Annotated in this window: 15 protein-coding genes; 7 read left to right on the top strand and 8 right to left on the bottom strand. The window is 68.4% G+C overall.

Annotated elements, in window-relative coordinates:
* The first annotated feature begins 21 nt into the window (after window positions 1–21).
* From ABIC94_RS12220 to ABIC94_RS12210, 3 genes are read left to right on the top strand one after another with little or no spacing between them, the layout of a single operon-like run.
* The gene (locus tag ABIC94_RS12220) at window positions 22–1,626 is read left to right on the top strand and encodes a DNA-3-methyladenine glycosylase 2 family protein (protein WP_354373268.1); all 1,605 of its coding nucleotides are present in this window, start codon (window positions 22–24) and stop codon (window positions 1,624–1,626) included.
* A gap of 6 nt (window positions 1,627–1,632) precedes the next feature.
* Complete coding sequence (locus tag ABIC94_RS12215; protein ID WP_354373267.1) at window positions 1,633–2,127, top strand: methylated-DNA--[protein]-cysteine S-methyltransferase; 495 nt, start codon at window positions 1,633–1,635, stop codon at window positions 2,125–2,127.
* A 38-nt stretch (window positions 2,128–2,165) separates the two neighbouring features.
* Window positions 2,166–3,128 (top strand): DMT family transporter, encoded by a 963-nt coding sequence (locus tag ABIC94_RS12210; protein WP_354373266.1) that lies wholly within the window; start codon window positions 2,166–2,168, stop codon window positions 3,126–3,128.
* Here ABIC94_RS12210 and ABIC94_RS12205 read toward each other — a convergent pair.
* Window positions 3,103–3,756 (bottom strand): DUF1345 domain-containing protein, encoded by a 654-nt coding sequence (locus ABIC94_RS12205; protein ID WP_354373265.1) that lies wholly within the window; start codon window positions 3,754–3,756, stop codon window positions 3,103–3,105. The two genes, ABIC94_RS12210 and ABIC94_RS12205, sit on opposite strands and share 26 nt — an antisense overlap.
* Window positions 3,757–3,966: 210 nt before the next feature.
* On the opposite strand from ABIC94_RS12205, the gene ABIC94_RS12200 reads away from it, so the two are divergent.
* From ABIC94_RS12200 to ABIC94_RS12190, 3 genes are all read left to right on the top strand, one after another.
* A complete protein-coding gene (locus tag ABIC94_RS12200; RefSeq protein ID WP_354373264.1) occupies window positions 3,967–4,806 on the top strand; it encodes a hypothetical protein in 840 nt (279 codons plus the stop codon).
* A gap of 98 nt (window positions 4,807–4,904) precedes the next feature.
* Entirely contained in the window at window positions 4,905–5,792 is an 888-nt protein-coding gene (locus ABIC94_RS12195; RefSeq protein ID WP_354373263.1) for a phosphate/phosphite/phosphonate ABC transporter substrate-binding protein, read from the top strand.
* A 45-nt stretch (window positions 5,793–5,837) separates the two neighbouring features.
* The gene (locus ABIC94_RS12190) at window positions 5,838–6,542 is read left to right on the top strand and encodes a glutathione S-transferase N-terminal domain-containing protein (protein WP_354373262.1); all 705 of its coding nucleotides are present in this window, start codon (window positions 5,838–5,840) and stop codon (window positions 6,540–6,542) included.
* A gap of 12 nt (window positions 6,543–6,554) precedes the next feature.
* Here ABIC94_RS12190 and ABIC94_RS12185 read toward each other — a convergent pair whose 3' ends face one another.
* From ABIC94_RS12185 to ABIC94_RS12155, 7 genes are all read right to left on the bottom strand, one after another.
* A complete protein-coding gene (locus tag ABIC94_RS12185) occupies window positions 6,555–8,996 on the bottom strand; it encodes a penicillin acylase family protein (RefSeq protein ID WP_354373261.1) in 2,442 nt (813 codons plus the stop codon).
* 27 nt (window positions 8,997–9,023) lie between these two features.
* Entirely contained in the window at window positions 9,024–9,263 is a 240-nt protein-coding gene (locus ABIC94_RS12180; protein ID WP_354373260.1) for a hypothetical protein, read from the bottom strand.
* Between the two features lie 142 nt (window positions 9,264–9,405).
* The gene (locus tag ABIC94_RS12175; RefSeq protein ID WP_354373259.1) at window positions 9,406–10,833 is read right to left on the bottom strand and encodes an efflux transporter outer membrane subunit; all 1,428 of its coding nucleotides are present in this window, start codon (window positions 10,831–10,833) and stop codon (window positions 9,406–9,408) included.
* A 14-nt stretch (window positions 10,834–10,847) separates the two neighbouring features.
* Window positions 10,848–12,836, bottom strand: a complete 1,989-nt coding sequence (locus ABIC94_RS12170) for a MacB family efflux pump subunit (protein ID WP_354373258.1) — start codon at window positions 12,834–12,836, stop codon at window positions 10,848–10,850.
* On the bottom strand, window positions 12,833–13,996 hold the full coding sequence (locus ABIC94_RS12165; protein WP_354373257.1) for an efflux RND transporter periplasmic adaptor subunit: 1,164 nt from the start codon (window positions 13,994–13,996) through the stop codon (window positions 12,833–12,835). Before ABIC94_RS12165 ends, ABIC94_RS12170 begins: the two co-directional genes overlap by 4 nt.
* Before the next feature lie 89 nt (window positions 13,997–14,085).
* Window positions 14,086–15,387, bottom strand: a complete 1,302-nt coding sequence (locus ABIC94_RS12160; RefSeq protein WP_354373255.1) for a lysine N(6)-hydroxylase/L-ornithine N(5)-oxygenase family protein — start codon at window positions 15,385–15,387, stop codon at window positions 14,086–14,088.
* 51 nt (window positions 15,388–15,438) lie between these two features.
* Entirely contained in the window at window positions 15,439–17,118 is a 1,680-nt protein-coding gene (locus ABIC94_RS12155) for a cyclic peptide export ABC transporter (RefSeq protein ID WP_354373253.1), read from the bottom strand.
* A gap of 279 nt (window positions 17,119–17,397) precedes the next feature.
* Here ABIC94_RS12155 and fhuF point away from each other — a divergent pair, with 279 nt between their 5' ends.
* Window positions 17,398–18,210, top strand: coding sequence for a siderophore-iron reductase FhuF (fhuF, locus tag ABIC94_RS12150; protein WP_354373252.1), 813 nt, complete (start codon window positions 17,398–17,400; stop codon window positions 18,208–18,210).
* Window positions 18,211–18,241 lie beyond the last annotated feature (31 nt).

Genomic DNA, 18,241 nt, shown 5'->3' with positions numbered 1-18,241 from the left:
TCGAAACCGTATCATTTGCCCATGCCTTCCACACATGCCTCCACACATGCCTCCACTGAAGCACTCGAGAGCGACGCCTGCTACCTGGCGATGAAGACGCACGATGCGCGCTTCGACGGCTCGTTCTTCACCGCGGTGACCTCCACCGGCATCTATTGCCGGCCGGTCTGCCGCGTGAAACTGCCCCGCCGCGAGAACTGCCGGTTCTTCCGCCATGCGGCGCAGGCCGAGGCGGAAGGCTTTCGCCCCTGCCTGCGCTGCCGGCCCGAACTGGCGCCGCGCGCGGCGAGCTGGTCCACCGAAGATGCCTCGCGCATTCTCGCACTGCAAGCCGCGCGCCTCATCGACGAACCCGATGCGTGGGCCGAAGACGGCCCGGGCGCCGCGCAGATTGCGGCACGCCTCGGCGTGAGCGACCGCCATCTGCGGCGCATCTTCGAGGCGCAGTTCGGCGTTTCGCCCCTGCAGTACCTGCAAACGCGGCGCCTGCTGGCCGCCAAGCAACTGATTGCCGACACGCGGCTGCCGATGACGCAGGTGGCGCTGGCCAGCGGCTTTGCGAGCGTGCGCCGTTTCAATGCCGCGTTCCTGGAGCACTACGGCCTCAACCCGAGTGCGCTGCGGCGCGCGGGCGGTGCCGAGAGCGGCGAGGGAAAAGCCATCGAAGTGCGCCTGGGCTTCCGCCCGCCGTATGACGTGAACGCGATGCTCGGCTTCTTTGCGCGCCGTGCGCTGCGCGGCGTTGAAGTGGCTTTCACGGCCGACGGCAAGGCACCCGTCAAAGGCGGCACGCCTGCCTATGTTCGCCTGGCCCGCACGCTGCGCGTGCAGCAAGGCGCCCAGACACACGCCGGATGGCTGCAACTTCGTTTCGACATGGAGCGCGAGCAGATGTTGCTCTCGGTCAGCGATTCGCTCGCCGCGGTGCTGCCGATCGTGATCAGCCGCGCACGCGCCATGCTCGACCTCGACGCCGAGCCGATGGCCATCAACGCCGCGCTGCACGAAGCCTTTCCGCATGGCGACGGGCTGCGCGTGCCGGGCACGGTCGACGGCTTCGAGCTCGCGGTGCGCGCGGTGCTCGGCCAGCAGATCACGGTGGCCGCGGCGCGCACGCTGGGCTCGCGGCTGGTCGCGGCATTCGGCGAGCCCATCGCCACGCCCATCGACGGACTGAACCGGCTGTTTCCCACGCCCGCGGCAGTGGCGGCCGCGAGCGGCGACGCACTCGGACAGCTCGGCATCGTGCGGCAGCGGCAAGCGGCGCTGCAGGCCATCGCCCGCGAAGTTGCCGCAGGCAAGCTGGCGCTGCATGCGGGCGCCGATGTGCCCTCGACCATCGCCGCGCTGCAGGAACTCCCCGGCATCGGCGCCTGGACCGCGCAGTACATCGCGATGCGCGCACTGCGCTGGCCCGACGCATTTCCGGCGGGCGACGTCGCGCTGCAGAAAGCATTGGGCGTGAGCACCGCACGCGCGGCCAGCGAGGCATCGCAGGCATGGCGCCCCTGGCGCAGCTACGCGGTGCTGCGTGCATGGCACGCACCTTCACCGGCTACGGCCGCGGAATCGCCCGCGGCGGAGCCTTCTTTCAACAACATCACAACGGCAGGCCTCGCAGCCTGAAATGTCATGAAGTTCAAGAGCAAAGTCATCTACACATCGCACATCGGCACGCCGTTGGGCGGCATCACCATGGCGGCCACCGACGAAGGCCTAGCAGGCGTCTGGTTCGACCAGCAACGCCACTGGCCCGACACCACGGGCTGGCAAACCAAGGACGATCATCCCGCGCTCGTCGATGCCGGCGCGCAGCTGCGCGACTACTTCGCCGGCAAGCGCGACACCTTCGACGTGAAGCTCGACCTCTCGCACGGCACGGTGTTCCAGCAGAGCGTGTGGCAGGCGCTGCTTGCCATACCGGCGGGCAAGACCATGACCTACGGCGCACTCAGCGTGAACGTGGGCAACCCGGCCGCGGTGCGCGCGGTGGGCGCGGCCGTGGGGCGCAACCCGATCAGCGTGATCGTGCCCTGCCATCGCGTGCTCGGCTCCGACGGGTCGCTGACCGGTTACGCTGGCGGGCTTCATCGCAAAACCGCATTGCTGGAACTCGAATCGAAATAGAGTTCGGCTCCGGCTGCGCGCACTGATCGAAAGAACGTATGAGCACGACAACAAAAGACAACACCACCGCCTCGCCGAAGCCCAAGGCCTGGCTTCTCGATCTTGTGCTGCTGGGCGCGCTCTGGGGGGCGTCTTTTCTTTTCATGCGCATCGGCGCGGCCGAGTTCGGCGCGTTGCCGGCAGCCGCGGTGCGCGTCGGCGTCGCCACGCTCTTTCTTTTGCCGCTGCTGTTCATGCGCGGGCACGGCGCGGCGCTGGCACAGCACTGGAAGGCGTCGATGGCGATCGGCGTGCTGAACTCCGGCATTCCCTTCGCACTGTTCTGCTTTGCATTGCTCACCATCAACAGCGGCCTGGCTGCCGTCATCAACGCCACCGTGCCGATGTTCGGCGCGCTGGTGGCGTGGGCCTGGTTTCGCGACCGGCCCGACGGCTCGCGCATCGTCGGGCTGATCATCGGCTTTGCGGGTGTTGCCATGCTGGCAAGCCGCAGCGCGGGCCTGCATGCCGATGCGGGCGGCAACGCCGCGCTGTGGGCCGTGCTGGCGTGCCTCGGCGCCTGCGCGAGCTATGGCGTGGCGGCCAGCGCCACGCGGCGCTACCTGGGCGGCGTGCCCGCGCTGGCCACGGCCACCGGCAGCCAGATCGGCGCCACGCTGTTCCTCGCGTTGCCCGCGCTCTGGTTCTGGCCCACGCAAATGCCGAGCCTGCGCGCATGGCTCGCGTTGCTGGCGCTGGGCATTGCCTGCACCGGCCTGGCCTACATCCTGTTCTTCCGGTTGATCGCGAATGCGGGACCGGCGCGCGCGCTCACGGTGACTTTCCTGGTGCCGGTGTTCGCAGTGTTCTACGGCGCGGTGTTCCTCGGCGAGAACATCACGCAGTGGATGCTGATCTGCGCGGCCGTCATCGTCTGCGGCGTGGCGCTTTCCACGGGCCTCGTGAAGCTGTGGCCGGGCGCGGGCTCCGCCGCTGCTACATCGCCGCCGCGACCACGTTGACCGACAACGCAAGCACCAGCATGTTGAAGGCAAACGCGAGCACGCTGTGCACCAGCGTGATGCGCCGCATCTCACGCGAGGTGGCCTGCACGTCCGACACCTGCGAGGTCATGCCGACCACGTAGGCGTAATACAAAAAGTCGAAATAGTCCGGCTCGTCCTTGCCCGGAAAATCCAGCCCGCCATCGGGCGAGCCGTCGCGCTGGTCGATGTAGTAGCGGTGCGCGTAGTGAAAGGCGTAGATCGTGTGCATCATGAGCCACGACCCCGCGAGCGCCATCACCCCGAGCCCGATATGCCCGGCCCGCGCCGGCCCGCTCATCAGCTTGACCTGCTGGAGCAGCATGGCAATGGCAACCACACTCGCACCAATCGCGACCAGCATCGACACCAGGATCACCACGTTGGGTTGGTCCAGCGACTGCGCGCGCTCGCGGGTCCGTCGTGCATCGAAGGTATGGGCCAGCCACCACGTGAGCACGAGGTAGACGGCGGCGGCGACACACCAGCCCGCAAGTCCGCGCGTCATGGCGTCGAGCGGCCAGGGAATCGCCGCGACGACGACGCCCGCCACGCCGCCATAGAAAAGACGCTGCGGGCCGGTGGTTGCGGAGAGGTGTTTGCGCATGTTCAAAGCTTACCCCTAGTACTTTTTCACGCTTGTCGGCGGACGCATCAACGCTGTCCTACAAGCAGAACGGCAATCGGCGCATGGGCGTTTTGCGAACGCGCTATTAACTTGGCGGTCATCAAAAGGGAGCCGCCGCCCGGAAGCACTGCGCGCATAAAAATTGCGTGTCGGTCCCGAGGCTTTTTTTTGCCTTCTGAAGGACCCTTCATGCTGCTGCCTCGCTCCCGCCCGTTCGCCAATACCGCCAGATTGACGACGCTGGGCACATTGGCCGGTGCCGGACTGCTCTTCGCCCATGTACCTGTATGGGCCGACCCTTCGCCCGCACTGGACCGCTTCAGTTTCTCGGTGGGAGCCTTCAGCGCCGACCCCAAATTCAATGCATCGGTCAGTTCGCCGTATGGCGCGCTGCGAACGCGCGACCTCGAACCCGGCCGCGTGACCATGCCGCGCGTCACAGCCGACCTGCTGATCGGCGACAGCCACGGCATCTCCTTCGACTACTACCGCTACAAGCGCGACTACTTCGGCCAGGCGGCAGGCAGCGAGTCTCTCGGCGGCTTCGGCACGGTGAACGCCATCGGCAACGCCAACCTCAACGTGAAGCTCGACTTCGCCAAGCTCTCGTACAAGTGGTGGCTCGGCTCCGGCAACACGGTGTTCGGCCTGGGCGCGGGCGCGGCCTACTACCGCATCAACGTTGGCGCGAACGCCAACGTCGCGGTCAATGGACGGATCGGCCAGCTGAACGAGGACGCGAGCGACGATGCCTTCGCTCCCTTGCTAGAAGTCGGCGTGCGGCATGCCATCAACCCGGACCTGCGCCTGTTTGCCGACCTCTCGGGCGTGCGCAAGGGCGGCGGGCGCTTTCACGGCAACATCTACAACGCCAGCGCGGGCGTGGAGTGGTTCCCGGTGAAGAACGTCGGCCTGGTGCTGGCCTACGGCGTCACCAACATCGACCTGGCGCGCGAAAGCAGCTCCGCGGAGACCCGGGTCAAGGTCAAGCTGCACGGGCCTTCGGCCTTCCTCAAGGCGCGGTTCTGAAATTTCTCCCGCCGCGGCGCCATGCCATGGGCGAGGCGCCGCGCGCATAGGTGCTTGCGATCATCGTCGGCCGTGCCCCCGGCCCCTATGATGGTTTGATGGACCTCCACACTGCGAAGACCGGCTCCGACATCTGCACCGCCAGGGAGGAGAGCCGGCGCCGCAAGCCGTCCCTGCTCCGTCCGGCCGTGCAAGCGGCTGCAGCCCTGCTGCTGGCGGCGGGCGCCCCCGCCCACGCGCTGGTCATCGGCGTGACGGAAGGCGTGACTTACCAGGTCACCGAAAGCCAGATTGCGCCTCGCTTCGAACCCATTGCCGAGGTACTGAGCAAGGCGTTGAAGCAGCCCGTGACCATCAAGGTGTTGATCTCGTACAACAGTGCGCGCGAGGCCTTGAAGGGACAGCAGGTCGACATCGCGTTCATCCATCCGGCCCATGTGGCGCTCGAAGCCACCAAGAGCGGCCGCTACCAGACGCTGGCCTGGACGAGCGGCTTTACCGCGTACAAGGTGTCGCTGCTGTGCAAGGAGCCGCAGCCCATCTCCGACTGGAAGAGCATCGCGGGCAAGGGCCTGGTCATGCCCGACGCGGATTCGATCACCTCGGTGATCACGCGCGCCCTTCTGCGCGAGCACGGCGTGCAGCCTGCCGCGCTCAAGCTCACCAACACGCGCTACCAGGACGCGGTGCCCTTCTACGTGCAGAACGGCTTCGTTGCCTACGGTGCCACGGCCTCATCGGGCGTGATCAAGACCTGGAAGGATGGCGGCGGCAACGTCTGCGCAGAGTCGCGCGCGGTACCGATCAAGCAATGGCTGGTGTCGAGCAAGCTCGATGCCGCCACCGCAAGCGCCGCGCGCGAAGCCCTGCTGGGGCTGGCACAAAGCGACGCTGGCAAGCGCGCGCTCACCACATCGACCTACACTGGCTTCGTCGCACCCTCCGCCGAAGTCGAGGCAGCCTTGATAACCTGGCTCGGCATCTGAACCCGGAAGGCGCGGCGTTCCCAACTCCGCTTTCCTGATTCACCCATGACCGACCTGTCCAGCTTTCCCATCACCAAGAAATGGCCCGCGCTCCAGCCCGAGCGGCTGCAGCTTTATTCGCTGCCCACGCCCAACGGGGTGAAGGTTTCGATCATGCTCGAAGAAACCGGCCTGCCCTACGAGCCGCACCTGGTGAGCTTCGAAACCAACGACCAGATGTCGCCGGAGTTTCTGTCGCTCAACCCGAACAACAAGATTCCCGCCATCCTCGACCCTGACGGCCCCGGCGGCAAGCCGCTTGCGCTTTTCGAGTCGGGCGCCATTCTTCTCTACCTGGCCGACAAGACCGGCCAGTTCATTCCGCAAGACGCCGCGGGCCGCTACGAAACCATTCAGTGGCTCATGTTCCAGATGGGCGGCATCGGCCCCATGTTCGGCCAGCTCGGCTTCTTCAACAAGTTCGCGGGCAAGGACTATGAAGACAAGCGTCCGCGCGACCGCTATGTGGCCGAATCGAAGCGGCTGCTCGGAGTGCTCGACAAGCACCTTGCAAGCAGCCAGTGGGTAGCGGGCGACAGCTACACCATCGCCGACATCGCCATCTTTCCGTGGGTGCGCAACCTGGTCGGCTTCTATGAGGCAGGCGACCTGGTCGGCTTCGGCGAGTTCAAGAACGTGGCCCGCGTGCTCGAAGCCTTCGTGGCGCGCCCGGCCGTTGCCAAGGGCCTGGGCATTCCCAAGCGGGGCTGAGCCCCGGGCAATTCAGCGACCCGGCGCGCGCTGCCGCAGCAGGGAATCGCGTGCGATGTCCTGCTCGCGAAACGGAAAGCGCAGCCAATCCTTCCTCGCGTAGCGCGCGACCGGCGCCGCTCCCTTGCCGTTTCTCACCGCGGTCTCGCGCTCGCCGTGCGCGAGCAGCGTGTGCGCCTGCACGCCATGCCGGTCGAAGTACACAACCTGGAGATAGGTGTTGCCGTGGGAGCGATCGCCCATGGCGTAGTCGCCCTCTATCGCACAGGCGTTCGTGAAATAACCTTCGGCGTCGCAGCCGCCGGACAATGGGATGCGGCGGCCTTCGCTGCGGGCGAAGCGGTGCTCGCCGAGCGGCGCGTCCAGTGCCCATCCCTTGCGCGACATGTCCTCGACCGCGCCGGCCAGCGCGCGCGCGATGCGGGGATCCGCGGCGTTGATGCCGGATGGCGTTTGCAGCGGTGCGGACGCCGAGAACGGCTGCGTGTAGAGCTCCTGTGCGGGGATCTTCTGCGCCCGTGTCCAGAAGGCGTCCCACAGCAATGGGCCCCGGTCCCTGGCGTCGGCGCGGTTCGGCCAGTTCCGCAGCACCTGGCAGGCTTGCCGTATGTCGATCGTCCGCGCTGTTGCCACCGCGTCGTCGGCCGGCAGTTCCACCCGGCCCGGCGTGCAGGCGCCGTCGAGCATGGCGGCCTTGAACTTGTCGGCGGTGTAGGCGCGGGCCTCCAGCGTCTTTCGCATGACCTGGCCTGCCAGCCCCCGGGCGGAGCTTTCGCCCATGCCTGCAAGTTCACCGGCGATGCGATGGCCTTCTCTTCCGCGCATCGAAAGCAGCCGGTCTTCCCTGCCGAGGATCGATGCGAATCCCGTCAATGGCTGCGCCGGGTTCGTGAGCCAGTAGCTGTCGTTCATGTTGGCGACATAGTCCTCGCGCAGAAGGCTGGGCATCCGGTCGGCGGCAAGGGCGCCCCGCTGCGCGGCGTTCTTCGCGGACTGCCACTCGCAGGCCGAGCGGCTGCCGTCGAGCAGGGGCGTTGCCGGATCGAGTGCGGCAAACGCCTTCGACAGCGGCGTGGCGCAGGCCGAGCGCAGGTCATCGGGAACGCCGGGCACCGCGCCGATATCGGCATACCAGACCCGGCCGTCGCCGCGCCCGATGGCCGCCGTGTTGACCCAGGGCATCGCCGCCTCTTCGCGCTGGATGCCGATGAACTCGTCGAGCGAACGCGCCTGGTTCCAGCGCAGGAAGTTGCGGAAGATGCGCGGATTGCCCGCATTGATGTCGCGCATCGCGAGTGCCTTGCGGGCGCTCCAGCCGAGCGCGGCGTTGCGCGCGCCCAGGTCGACCACCGGGCCGAAACGCGTGCTGTACAGGGTGCGCTGGACCAGGTCCACGGTACCGTCCGGCTTGCGCGCGGCCACGGCGAGCGTGCGGGCCTGCATGGCCTCGGAGCGGCCGTCGACCATGTAGCGCGTGGGATCGGCAGGGTCCAGCGTCAGGTCGAACAGCCCGAAACGGCGCGCGGCCGACACCGTGTGGCTCCAGGCCACGTCGTTGTTGAAGCCGATCATGACCACCGGAATGCCCAGGAAGGACACGCCCGCCACGTCCATCTTGCCCGGCAGCGTGAGGTGCGCCTGGTAGAAGCGGTCGGGGCCACCCCAATACCAGTGCGGGTTGCCGAACAGCACGCTGCCGCCCCGCTCACCCGTGGCGGCCTGGCCGAAGGCCAGCATGTTGCTGCCGATGCCGCGTGCGTCGCCCACCGGAATATCGAGTCGGGACGACAGCGAGAGCTTGTCCGAAGGCGCAGGCGGTGCGGCCGCGGCGGGTTTCGCATTCGCGATCTCGGAGACGAAACGCGCGTACCCGCCCGCCAGCGCCGCGGCGATCATGCGGCGGTAGATATCGTCGGGTTCGATGGTCCGCACCCAGGGCTCGCCGCTGCAGGCATGCCGTGCGTCCTTGCCGCCCTGCCGGAGCGAGCGCACATGGCGGTTGTAGCCCGCGGCGTAGCCCTCGATGAGTTCGACGAGCTCGGCCGGCTGCTCCCGCTTCAGCGCCCCGACGGCCTCCTGCCCTGCGAAGGCCTTGAAGAAAAAGTCGAGATCGAGATTGACCGGCTCGCCGAAGGTCGAGCGCGTGGCCGGCTTGCTGCCGGCGCCGAAGTACAGGGAGCGCTGTCCGCTGTAGGTCACGAAGGCGTCGGCCAGCGTGCACAGCGCGTCCTCGGCCTGCACCTGGCCGTAGCCGCTGCCGAGCCCCCGCCATGTGGCGGCCCGCACGTGGGGGATGCCGTCGCCGGTGCGGCGTATGTCGACCGACACTGCCGCCGGAGCTTCAGGCCTGGCCCCTGCCGGGCCGATGCCAACGAACAGGCCGGCGACCATGGCAGCGACAGCGGCGATGCGGCGGCTCAGCGCACCGGCGCGGAGCTTGACGGTTGTTTTCACGAGATGATTGAAGCGTTGCCGCACGGGCTATTGCAGATCGGAGCCGTTGTGCTGCGCTTCTTCGAGCACGGGCCCCAGCAGGGCTGCGCCCGCAAGCGCCCACAGCGTGAGCGCCTCGTCGAACGCCCGCACATGCCGGGGGTCTTCGCCGAGCCAATGGACAAGCTGACCCGCATGGATGCACGAGGGCGCATCGTGCAGCCGGCAAAAAAGCGCCCAGGCCCGGTCGACGGCAGCCTCGTGGGTAGCGGAAGTTTTGGTGGCCATCGTCGACTGCGTTGAATCTGTGCCGGGGTTGGCTTCGTCTTTCGTATTGACGCAGCACCCACGCATATGTTCATTCCGGCCAGTTCCGAAGAAGCAGGCGCTCACGTGACGTGCGATGAAAGCAGCATCGGGGAAAGCGCTCTCAGCGCTCGCCCTGCGCGAGCACGCGGCCGTCGTCGCGCCATCCCCCGCCCAAGGCGCGGTACAGCGCAACGCGCGCCTGCAGCCGGGCCTGGCGCAATTGAATCTCCAGGTCCTGCGCGGCATACAGCACGCGCTGCGCATCGAGCAGGACCAGCAGCGTCTCGGCGCCCGCCTTGTAGCGCAGCTCCGAAAGCTCCGCCGCGCGGCGCGCCTCCCGCAGTTCGCCGGCGTGCGCCAATGCCTGCGCGTCAATGCCGGCGACTGCATGCAGCGCCGTTTGCGCATCGGCAAAAGCGGCGATGACCGCGCCGCGATAGGCGCCAAGCAGTTCCTCGCGCCGCGCCTCGGCAAGATCGCGCGCGCCCGCGAGGCGCCCGCCGTCGAAGATGGGCGCCGCGAGTCCCGCTGCAAGGCTGTAGAGCGGGTTGTCGAACAGCGCGCCGGGCGCCTGCCCCTGCACGCCGATGGACGCGCTCAAGGTGACGCGCGGCAGCAGTGCGGCACGTGCCGCCTGCACGTTCGCATTGGCGGCGGCGAGCCGGGCCTCGGCCTGCGCGATGTCGGGGCGGCGCACCAGCAACCGGGACGGCAGCCCGGCCGAGATGGCGGGAACCTGCACTGCGTCGAGCCGCACTTCTGCCGCCACCGGCTCCGGCGCAGGCAGGCCGAGCAGCAGGGCCAACGCAGTTTCGGCGTTGCGGGCCTCCTGCCGAAGGCGCGCAAGCTCGCGCTCCCGCATGGCCACCAGGCCGCGCTGCTGGGCCAGCTCCAGCGGCGCAGCCGCACCGGCACGGCCGCGCGACTCCACCAGCCGCAAGACGCGCTGCGCGTTCTCCAGGCTGTGCCGCGCAATGGCCGCGCGCTCGCGCAACCCCGCCCGTTGCAGCCACGACGATGCAACCTCGGCCGCGACACCGATCCGCACCGCGTCGCGCTCGAAGACGCTGGCACGCATGCCCTGCCGCGCCTCCCGATGCAGCGCGTCCTGGCGCCCCCAGAGGTCCAGCTCGTAGCGGGCCGCAAACCCGGCCATGCTTTCATTGCCGTCGACTTCCGCGCGGCCGCCGAGGCGGGCCTCGCGGCTTGCGTCGACCTGGCCCGTCAGTTCGGGCAGAAGCTGCGCCCCTGCAATTCGCGCCTGTGCCCTGGCCCCTTTGACGCGGGCCAATGCCCTCGCGAGGTCCTGGTTGTGCGCTTCTGCCTGTGCGATCAACGCATCGAGCTCGCTGCTGCCGAAGTGCCGCCACCAATGCGCATCGAACGCCGGAGCACTGGCATCGGCCTGCGCACCATCGCCCTGCCAGGACGCGGGCGGATTCACCGCATGCGGCGGCGGGTCCGCGGGCACGGCACAGCCCGCAAGCGACAACATGCAAGCCCAGCAGGCGAGCGAAAGACGGGGGCGGCGAAGTTCTTCTGTCGGCATGGTATGAATTGCGGCTATTGCGATGCGAGTGCCACGACCGGGTCCAGCCGGGCCGCATTCCTTGCGGGCATGAAACCGAAGATCAGGCCGGTCAGCACGGCGCAGCCGAAGGCCCCCAGGCTGGCAAGAAGCGAGAACACCACGGGCACGCCGGCCAGCATCAGCACCGCGACAATCACCAGCCCTGCGGCCACGCCCACCGTGCCGCCCACGGAGGTCACGAGCACGGCCTCGGTCATGAACTGGCGCAGGATGTCGACCTGGCGCGCGCCGGTCGCCATGCGGATTCCGACCTCGCGTGTGCGCTCGCGCACCGTCATCAGCATCACGTTCATCACGCCGATGCCGCCGACCACCAGCGAGATCGCGGCAATCAGGCCGAGCATCATCGTCATGGTGCGCGCGGTGGCCGATTGCATGCGGATCGCCTCGACCCGGTTCCATACGCGCACGTCGCGCACGCGCCGCTGCTCGGCCAGCCGGGTCTCGATCTCCTCGGCGGTGGCGAGGGCCTTTTCCATGTCCCGGACCTTCACGCCGATCCAGGTGGGGTTCTGATGGCCGAACAGCCGCGCGGCAGCGGCGGAGAACGGCACGACGACGCGGTCGTCCTGGTCTTCGCTGTTGCTCGTTCCCTTGGCCGCGAGCACGGCCACCACCTGGAACGGCACCTTGTCGACCAGGATGTCCTGCCCGATCGGATCGCTGCCATCGGCAAACAAGGCTTTGCGCACCGTCTGGCCGATGACCGCGACCTTGGCCGCGCCCGCCTCGTCGGCTGGGTCGAACATGCGGCCCTCGCTCATCGTCCATCCCAGCACGTCGGCGAACCCGAGCGTCGTGCCGCCACCTTCCGTCGAATGGTCGACGTTGCCCCGGCGCACCACGACGCGTTCCTCGATGTAGGGCGCGATGCCTTCGACGTTCGGCAGGCTGGCGATGGTCTCGGCGTCGCCGAGCGTCAGCGGCGCGCTCGGCGAACGCACGCTGCCTTCGCGCGCGGCAACGAACATGGTGCGCACGCCGAAGGTCTCGAACTGCGCGAGCACCTTCCGCTGCGAGCCTGTGCCCACTGCGAGCATCGCAATCACCGAAGCCACGCCGATGACGATGCCGAGCAGCGTCAGGCCGGTGCGAAAGCGGTTGCTCCACATCACGCGCCAGGCCGCGCGCGCCGCTTCGCGCAGGTCGGCCGCCAGCGATGCATGGCTGTTGCGGCCCTGGCGAAGGCCCTGCGCCGGCACGGGGGCCGCGGCATCGGGCGCCGGTTGCGGCGGCACACGGTCGCCGCCCGAATCCGCCACGATCTGCCCGTCGCGAATCTCCACGATGCGCCGCGCCTGCGCCGCCACGTTGCGGTCGTGCGTGATCAGGATCACGGTGTGGCCGGCGTCCGCCAGTTCGTGCAGCAGCTTCATGACCTCTGCGCCGCTGCGGCTGTCGAGTGCGCCGGTCGGTTCGTCGGCCAGGATCACCCGGCCGCCGTTCATCAGCGCGCGGGCAATCGCCACGCGCTGCTGCTGCCCGCCCGACAGCTGGTTGGGCCGGTGGTCCAGGCGCGCGCCCATGTCCAGGCGCTCGAGCAGCGCGGTGGCGCGTGCGCGGCGTTCGGTCTCCGGCATGCCGGCATAGAGCGCCGGAATCTCGACGTTCTCGCGGGCCGATTCGGTGGGCACGAGGTGATAGCCCTGGAAGACGAAGCCGAAGGCCTCCCGCCGCAGCCAGGCCAGCGCGTCGGCATCGAAGGTGGACACGTCCTGCCCCTCGAACAGGTAGCGGCCGCTGCTGGGCCGGTCGAGGCAGCCGAGGATGTGCATCAGCGTGGACTTGCCCGATCCGGATGCCCCGACGATGGCGACGAATTCGCCCGCATACAGGCGCAGCGAGATGCCACGCAACACCAGCGCGGCGGGCGGTGCCTCGCCCTCGCCGGCACCACGGGGCCGGCCGTAGGACTTGCGGATGTCCTGCAGTTCGATCAGCGGCAGGGCCATCGGCGTCATGGTTGCGCGGGCGTGCGGTCGGCACTGTCGGCACCGGCGGCGACGATGCGATCGCCCACCTCCACGCCTTCGAGAACCTGCGCCATGAGCCGGTTGCGAACGCCGACGCGTACCTGCCGGCTCTCGACCGTTCCGTCGGCACGCAGCACCCGGACGGCAAAACGGTCGCCGCCGGACACCGGCACGAGCGCCGCCACCGAAACTGCCGGCACGTCTTTCGCGGAGGCTTCGACAAAGGCGACCTGCGCCGTCATCTGCGGCATGAGCGCGCCGTCGTTGTTGTCGACATCGAACAGCGCCGTGTAGACCACGACCTTGCTGCCCGCGGCCGACGGGTTGGCATTGGCTTCGCCGCCTCCGGGCTTGCCCGCGGGCGTCGGCGGCGCGGGCAGGAGCTGGCGCACCGTGCCGTGCCAGCGGCGCTGGTCCGCGCCGAGCGTGGTGAAGTACACCGGCATGCCCGCCTTCACGCGCCGCACGTCGGCCTCGGACACCTCGGACCACACCGTCATGGACGACAGGTCCGCGATGCGCAGCACGTTGGGCGTCTGGTAGGTGGCGTTGAGGGTCTGCCCTTCGCGCGATTCCACGGAAACGACCGTGCCGGCCATCGGCGCATAGATGCGCGTATAGCCGAGGCGGGCTTCGTCCGCCTTGAGCGTGGCCTGGGTCTGCGCAATCTGTGCGCCAAGGTTGTCGATGCGGGCCGCGGCGGCGGCCAGCGCGGCCTCTGCGCCCTGCACATCTTCCTCGCGCGTGGCGCCGTCGGCGGCCATCCGCCGCTGGCGCGCGTGCTGCTGCTCCGCCAGGCGGTGCTGGGCGCGCTGCTCCGCAAGCTGCGCACGCAGGCCGGCCAGCGAGGCCCGGCCCGCATCGACCGTGGCGCGCTGCACGCTGGGGTCGATCTCGACCAGCAACTGCCCCTTGGCCACAACGTCGCCGGGTTGAACCAGCAGGCGCTGGATCTGCCCCGACACCTGCGCGCCGACGTCCACATAGCGCCGCGGCTGGAGCGTGCCGAGCGCGGTGACGCTGGATTCGATGGTCGAGCGCACCACGGGCACGGCATCGAACGCCGTGGCGGGACGACGCGCCCAGAGCAGCCCGGCACCGGCGGTGACCAGAAGAAGAACAAGAGCGAAAGGAACGATTCTGCGCATGGAGGGGGAAGCGGGACGTTCGGGCGCCCCGCCGCCGAAGCGTGGCACGCCCCCGGAACAGGGGAGGAGACCCGCGGCCGGGCCGGGAGCTAGATCTGCACGGCCTGCGACGCGTCGCGCACCGTGCTGCGCGCACGGGACTGGGCGGCAAGCAGGGCATTGCCGATCTCCCCGGTGCGAACGGAGGTCACCGAAAGCAACGTGTCGCTCAGGCCGTGGCTGTCCTCGCAGGCGCCCTGCAGGTAGATGCCCGGATGGAAATCGGGCGTGCCCTTCAGGCGGTAGTAGCGATCGACGTCGTGGTCGCCGAGGTACGGCGCGAGCGGCTGCAGCAAGTCTTTATGCTGGTCGCGCGCATAGCCTGTGGCGAGCACCACGGCGTCGTAGCGAACGGTGCTCTCGCGCTGCACGTCGCGGTCCAGCAGCGTGAGATGGACCCCATCCGAAGCGGCGCGGACCGCGCGCACGTCGTGCTGGCGCAGCATGCGCAGGCGGTTGCCGCGCGCCACTTTCTGGTCATAGAAGACCTTGTAGATCTGCTGGATCAGGTCGAGGTCGGCCACCGCGTAATTGGTCTGCGAGAACTCGTCGAGCAGCGCGGCGCGCTCGTCGCTGCCGCGGCTGTACATGTAGTCGGTGAAGTCGGCATTGAACACTTCGTTCACGAAGGGGCTGTCGTCCGAAGGCCGGATGGAGCGCGCACGCATGATCAGGTCCACCTGGGGCGCGCCCGGACGTCCCTGCAGGTCCATGAAAATTTCCGCCGCGCTCTGGCCCGCCCCCAGGATGGCGACCCTGCGGGCCTCCGGATGGCGCCCGATGTCCTTCAGGTAGCTGCTGGAGTGGAAGACGCGTGCATCGCCGCGCAGGGTGCGGAACGCCTCGGGGATGTTGGGTGTTCCGCCAATGCTGACGACGAGATTGCGGGCAAGGCGCTCCTGCACCCGGCCACTCCCGTCTCGCGAGCGCACGCGCAGGAGCGACACCTCGCCGCCCTGCTTCTCGGGCAGCACCTCGAACACCTCCTCGCCGTAGCGGCAGCTGTCCTCGAACTGGCCCGCGGCCCAGCCCAGGTAGTCGTTGAACTCGTGGCGGCTGGGGAAAAAACTCTTGAGGTTGATGAAATCCGTCAGGCGCCCCTTCTCGTGCAGGTAGTTCACGAAGGTAAAGCGGCTGGTCGGGTTGCGCAGCGTCGCCAGGTCCTTCAGGAACGAGATCTGCATGTGCGCCTGCTCCAGCAGCATGTGCGGATGCCAGGCGAAGCTGGGCTGCCGTTCGATGAACAGGGCGTCCAACGGATGGCCGCCGTGGCGCTTCTCGTCGAGCGCGATGGCCAGCGCGACGTTCGACGGGCCGAATCCGATCCCGATCAGGTCATGGATGTGCTGCATGGGATGTCAACTCCTCTGTGTATGGAACGCGATCGAAAAAGGCGCGGGCCTTCATGCGGCGAGACTCGCCGGCGCACGAGCCCGGTCTTCCGTGATGCGGCCGGCCTTCATGGTGATCACGCGGTCGGCCAGGTGGAAGTAGCGGTCGTCGTGCGAGATGACCACCAGCAGGTGTCCCTTGGCGCGCAGCTCGGGAAGCAGCTCGGTGTAGAAGAGGTGGCGGAAGGTCGGATCCTGGTCGGCCGCCCATTCGTCGAACACCAGCACCGGGCGGCCTTCGAGGTAGGCATGCACCAGCGCCAGCCGCTTGCGCTGGCCGGTCGACAGGTCGACGGTGCTGAACGAGCCGTCCTTGATGCTCACCTTGTGGGCGATCTCCAGGCGCTGCAGATAAGGCAGCGCGGCTTGCGGCAGGGCGTGCGCGCCCTCTTCGCTCTTCTCGTTGGCGACGAGATCCTCGAACAGGTAGAAGTCGGAGAAAACTGTGGTGAAGAGCTGGCGGTAGTCGTCGCGGCCCTCGGGCGTGACGACCGCACCGTCGACCAGCACCTCGCCCTGCTGCGGCGCGTAGAGGCCCAGCAGCAGCTTGATCAGCGTGGTCTTGCCGGAGCCGTTGTCGCCTACCACGAACACCATCTCGCCGCGGCGAAGCTGCAGGTCGATCGGCCCCAGCACGAAGGGCTCGCCGCCATCGGGCGCATCGAAGGCATAACGCACGCCGCGCATGCCGATGTCCTTGCTCACCGTGGCGCCGCTGCCGGCCTGCGCCAGGTGCAGGTGGGGCTCGGGCGTGGCAAAGCGCTCCGACAGGTCGGCAATGCGCTGGAACGCGACCCTGGCGCGCCCCACGTTGGGCAGTGTGCCGGCGATCTGGTCGATCGGCCCCTTCAGGAACAGCATCACCAGCACGAAGCCGCTGAGCACCAAGGGCTCCGTGCTGCGAAACGCGGCCCAGCCCAGGATCAGCGCAATCAGCAGGAAGAACAGGCCCGAGCCGAAGGCGGTGGCAATCACATGGGTATTGATGGCGCGGCTGTTGACGATGCGTATCTTGTCGACGATGTGCTCGATCTGGCCGCCGAACATGCGGGTGCGGCGCTCGCGGTGCATGCGCAGTTCCTTGGCGCCATCGCTGATCGCGCGGTAGGCCTTGTGCAACTGGTCCTCGTGCTCGCGCGCCTTCCAGAAGCCGACCCCGGCCCGGGTCTGCGCCGCGACCTGGATGCTGGCGCCGATCACCAGCGCCACCGTCAGCAGGCCGAACAGCGGCAGCGACAGCCACGCCAGGTAGGCCAGGCAGCCCAGCGCGACGGCCACCGCGATCAGCGTGGAGGAGAGCACGAAGGCCGCGTCGCTGATCATGTCCACGTCCTGCGACAGCACGGGCATGAGGCGGTGCGTGCGGTAGCGCTCCAGCGCGTCGATGGGCGCCGAAAGAATCTTCTGGGCCAGGCTCTTGCGCACCTGGGCCACCAGCCGCTGGCCGACGAAATTGGTCGAGACGTCCGACGCCATGCGGCCGAACAGCGCCACCAGGCACAGGCCGATGAAGGTCAGCAGCAGCCCGCCGGCCATGCCGCCTTCCTGGTTCAACACCTCGTTGATGGTGCGCAGCAACGCGACTGTGGCGATGCCCGAGCAGATGCCGGTGACCGCGGACAGCACGATCCACGGAGCGAAGGGTTTCAGCAGGTGCGTGGCTTCTGCGGCGTTGCCGCTCTTGGATGTCATGCAAGGACTCTTTCCGCCCTGGAGGCGACTACTGCCGCCCGGCAGCGCGGAACATCCGCGGCCGGGCCGGAACTGGCTGCAGGAACTCCGTCCGGCGGACAAGGGTTCCGGGCGGCACGACGCCGCCCATTGGGTAGACGCTTGGGCTTCGCCGATGTTCATCGCCGGCCACCCACAGGGACGCGGCGCACCAAACCCCCGGTGAACATCCGGCGTGCGGAAGCGTCTTGTCTGGATGCACCGCGCGCATTGCTTCGACATCCCTTCGCAGGCCGGCCCTTGATCGCGCTGCTGGAACCCATCTTCCAGGGCACGCTGGCACCGCTCGGCGAAAGACTGCAGTGCGCAGCGGCCGGCCCTTCCGACGCCGTGCGCATCGAGGACCTGCTGCAGCCCGATACGCTGCTCCCGCTGCTGCACCGCCAGGCCAGGTTCAGGCGCAGCATGGGCAACGACCTGCGGGCCGTGGCCTCCGCGTGGACCCTGGAGTACCTCGGCGCCCTGCTGCCGCCGGTGGTTGCCGCGGCCAGCGTGCTGCAGCACGTTTTTCCGATGGCGGCATCGCAGGTGCGGGTGCAGCTGGACGGCCATGGCAATCCGCTTGTCTTTCACATCCAGAACATGGGTGAATCCCGCGCCGGCGCGAGCACCGTGCAACGGTATGGACCCTTGCTGTGGCTGCACCTGCGGCCACTCTTCGCGGCGCTCGGCGAGCTGACGCGCGTGGCTCCGAAGATCCTGTGGGGCAATGCATCGCGCAGCCTCGAGCCGATCTTCGACCAGGCCCTGGCGCTCACCGGCGGTGCGGCGCCGATCCTGCGGGACCGCGAGCACCTGCTGCACAGCCCCGAGTGGCCGGCGGACGGCGATGGCCGGCCGTGTGCCAACCCCCTGCACGGCCGCCGGCGCGTGATCCACCGGCTGCACGACGGAGAGCGCGCGCCCCTGAAGCTGCACCGGCAATGCTGCCTCTACCACCTGCTGCCCGGCGAAACATATTGCGGCGCCTGCCCCCTCGCGCCGCACCACCGGCAAGGCGAGGATGAGGACGAAGACGAGGGCGAAGGCGCGATCGAGACACCGGCAGCCTGAGCGCGGCCGCGAGCCGCGATGAACAGATCGC

The sequence above is a fragment of the Variovorax paradoxus genome, assembly GCF_040544635.1.
In the GTDB taxonomy this organism is placed as follows: Bacteria; Pseudomonadota; Gammaproteobacteria; order Burkholderiales; family Burkholderiaceae_C; genus Variovorax; species Variovorax paradoxus_R.
This window is presented reverse-complemented; position numbering and strand designations above follow the sequence as displayed.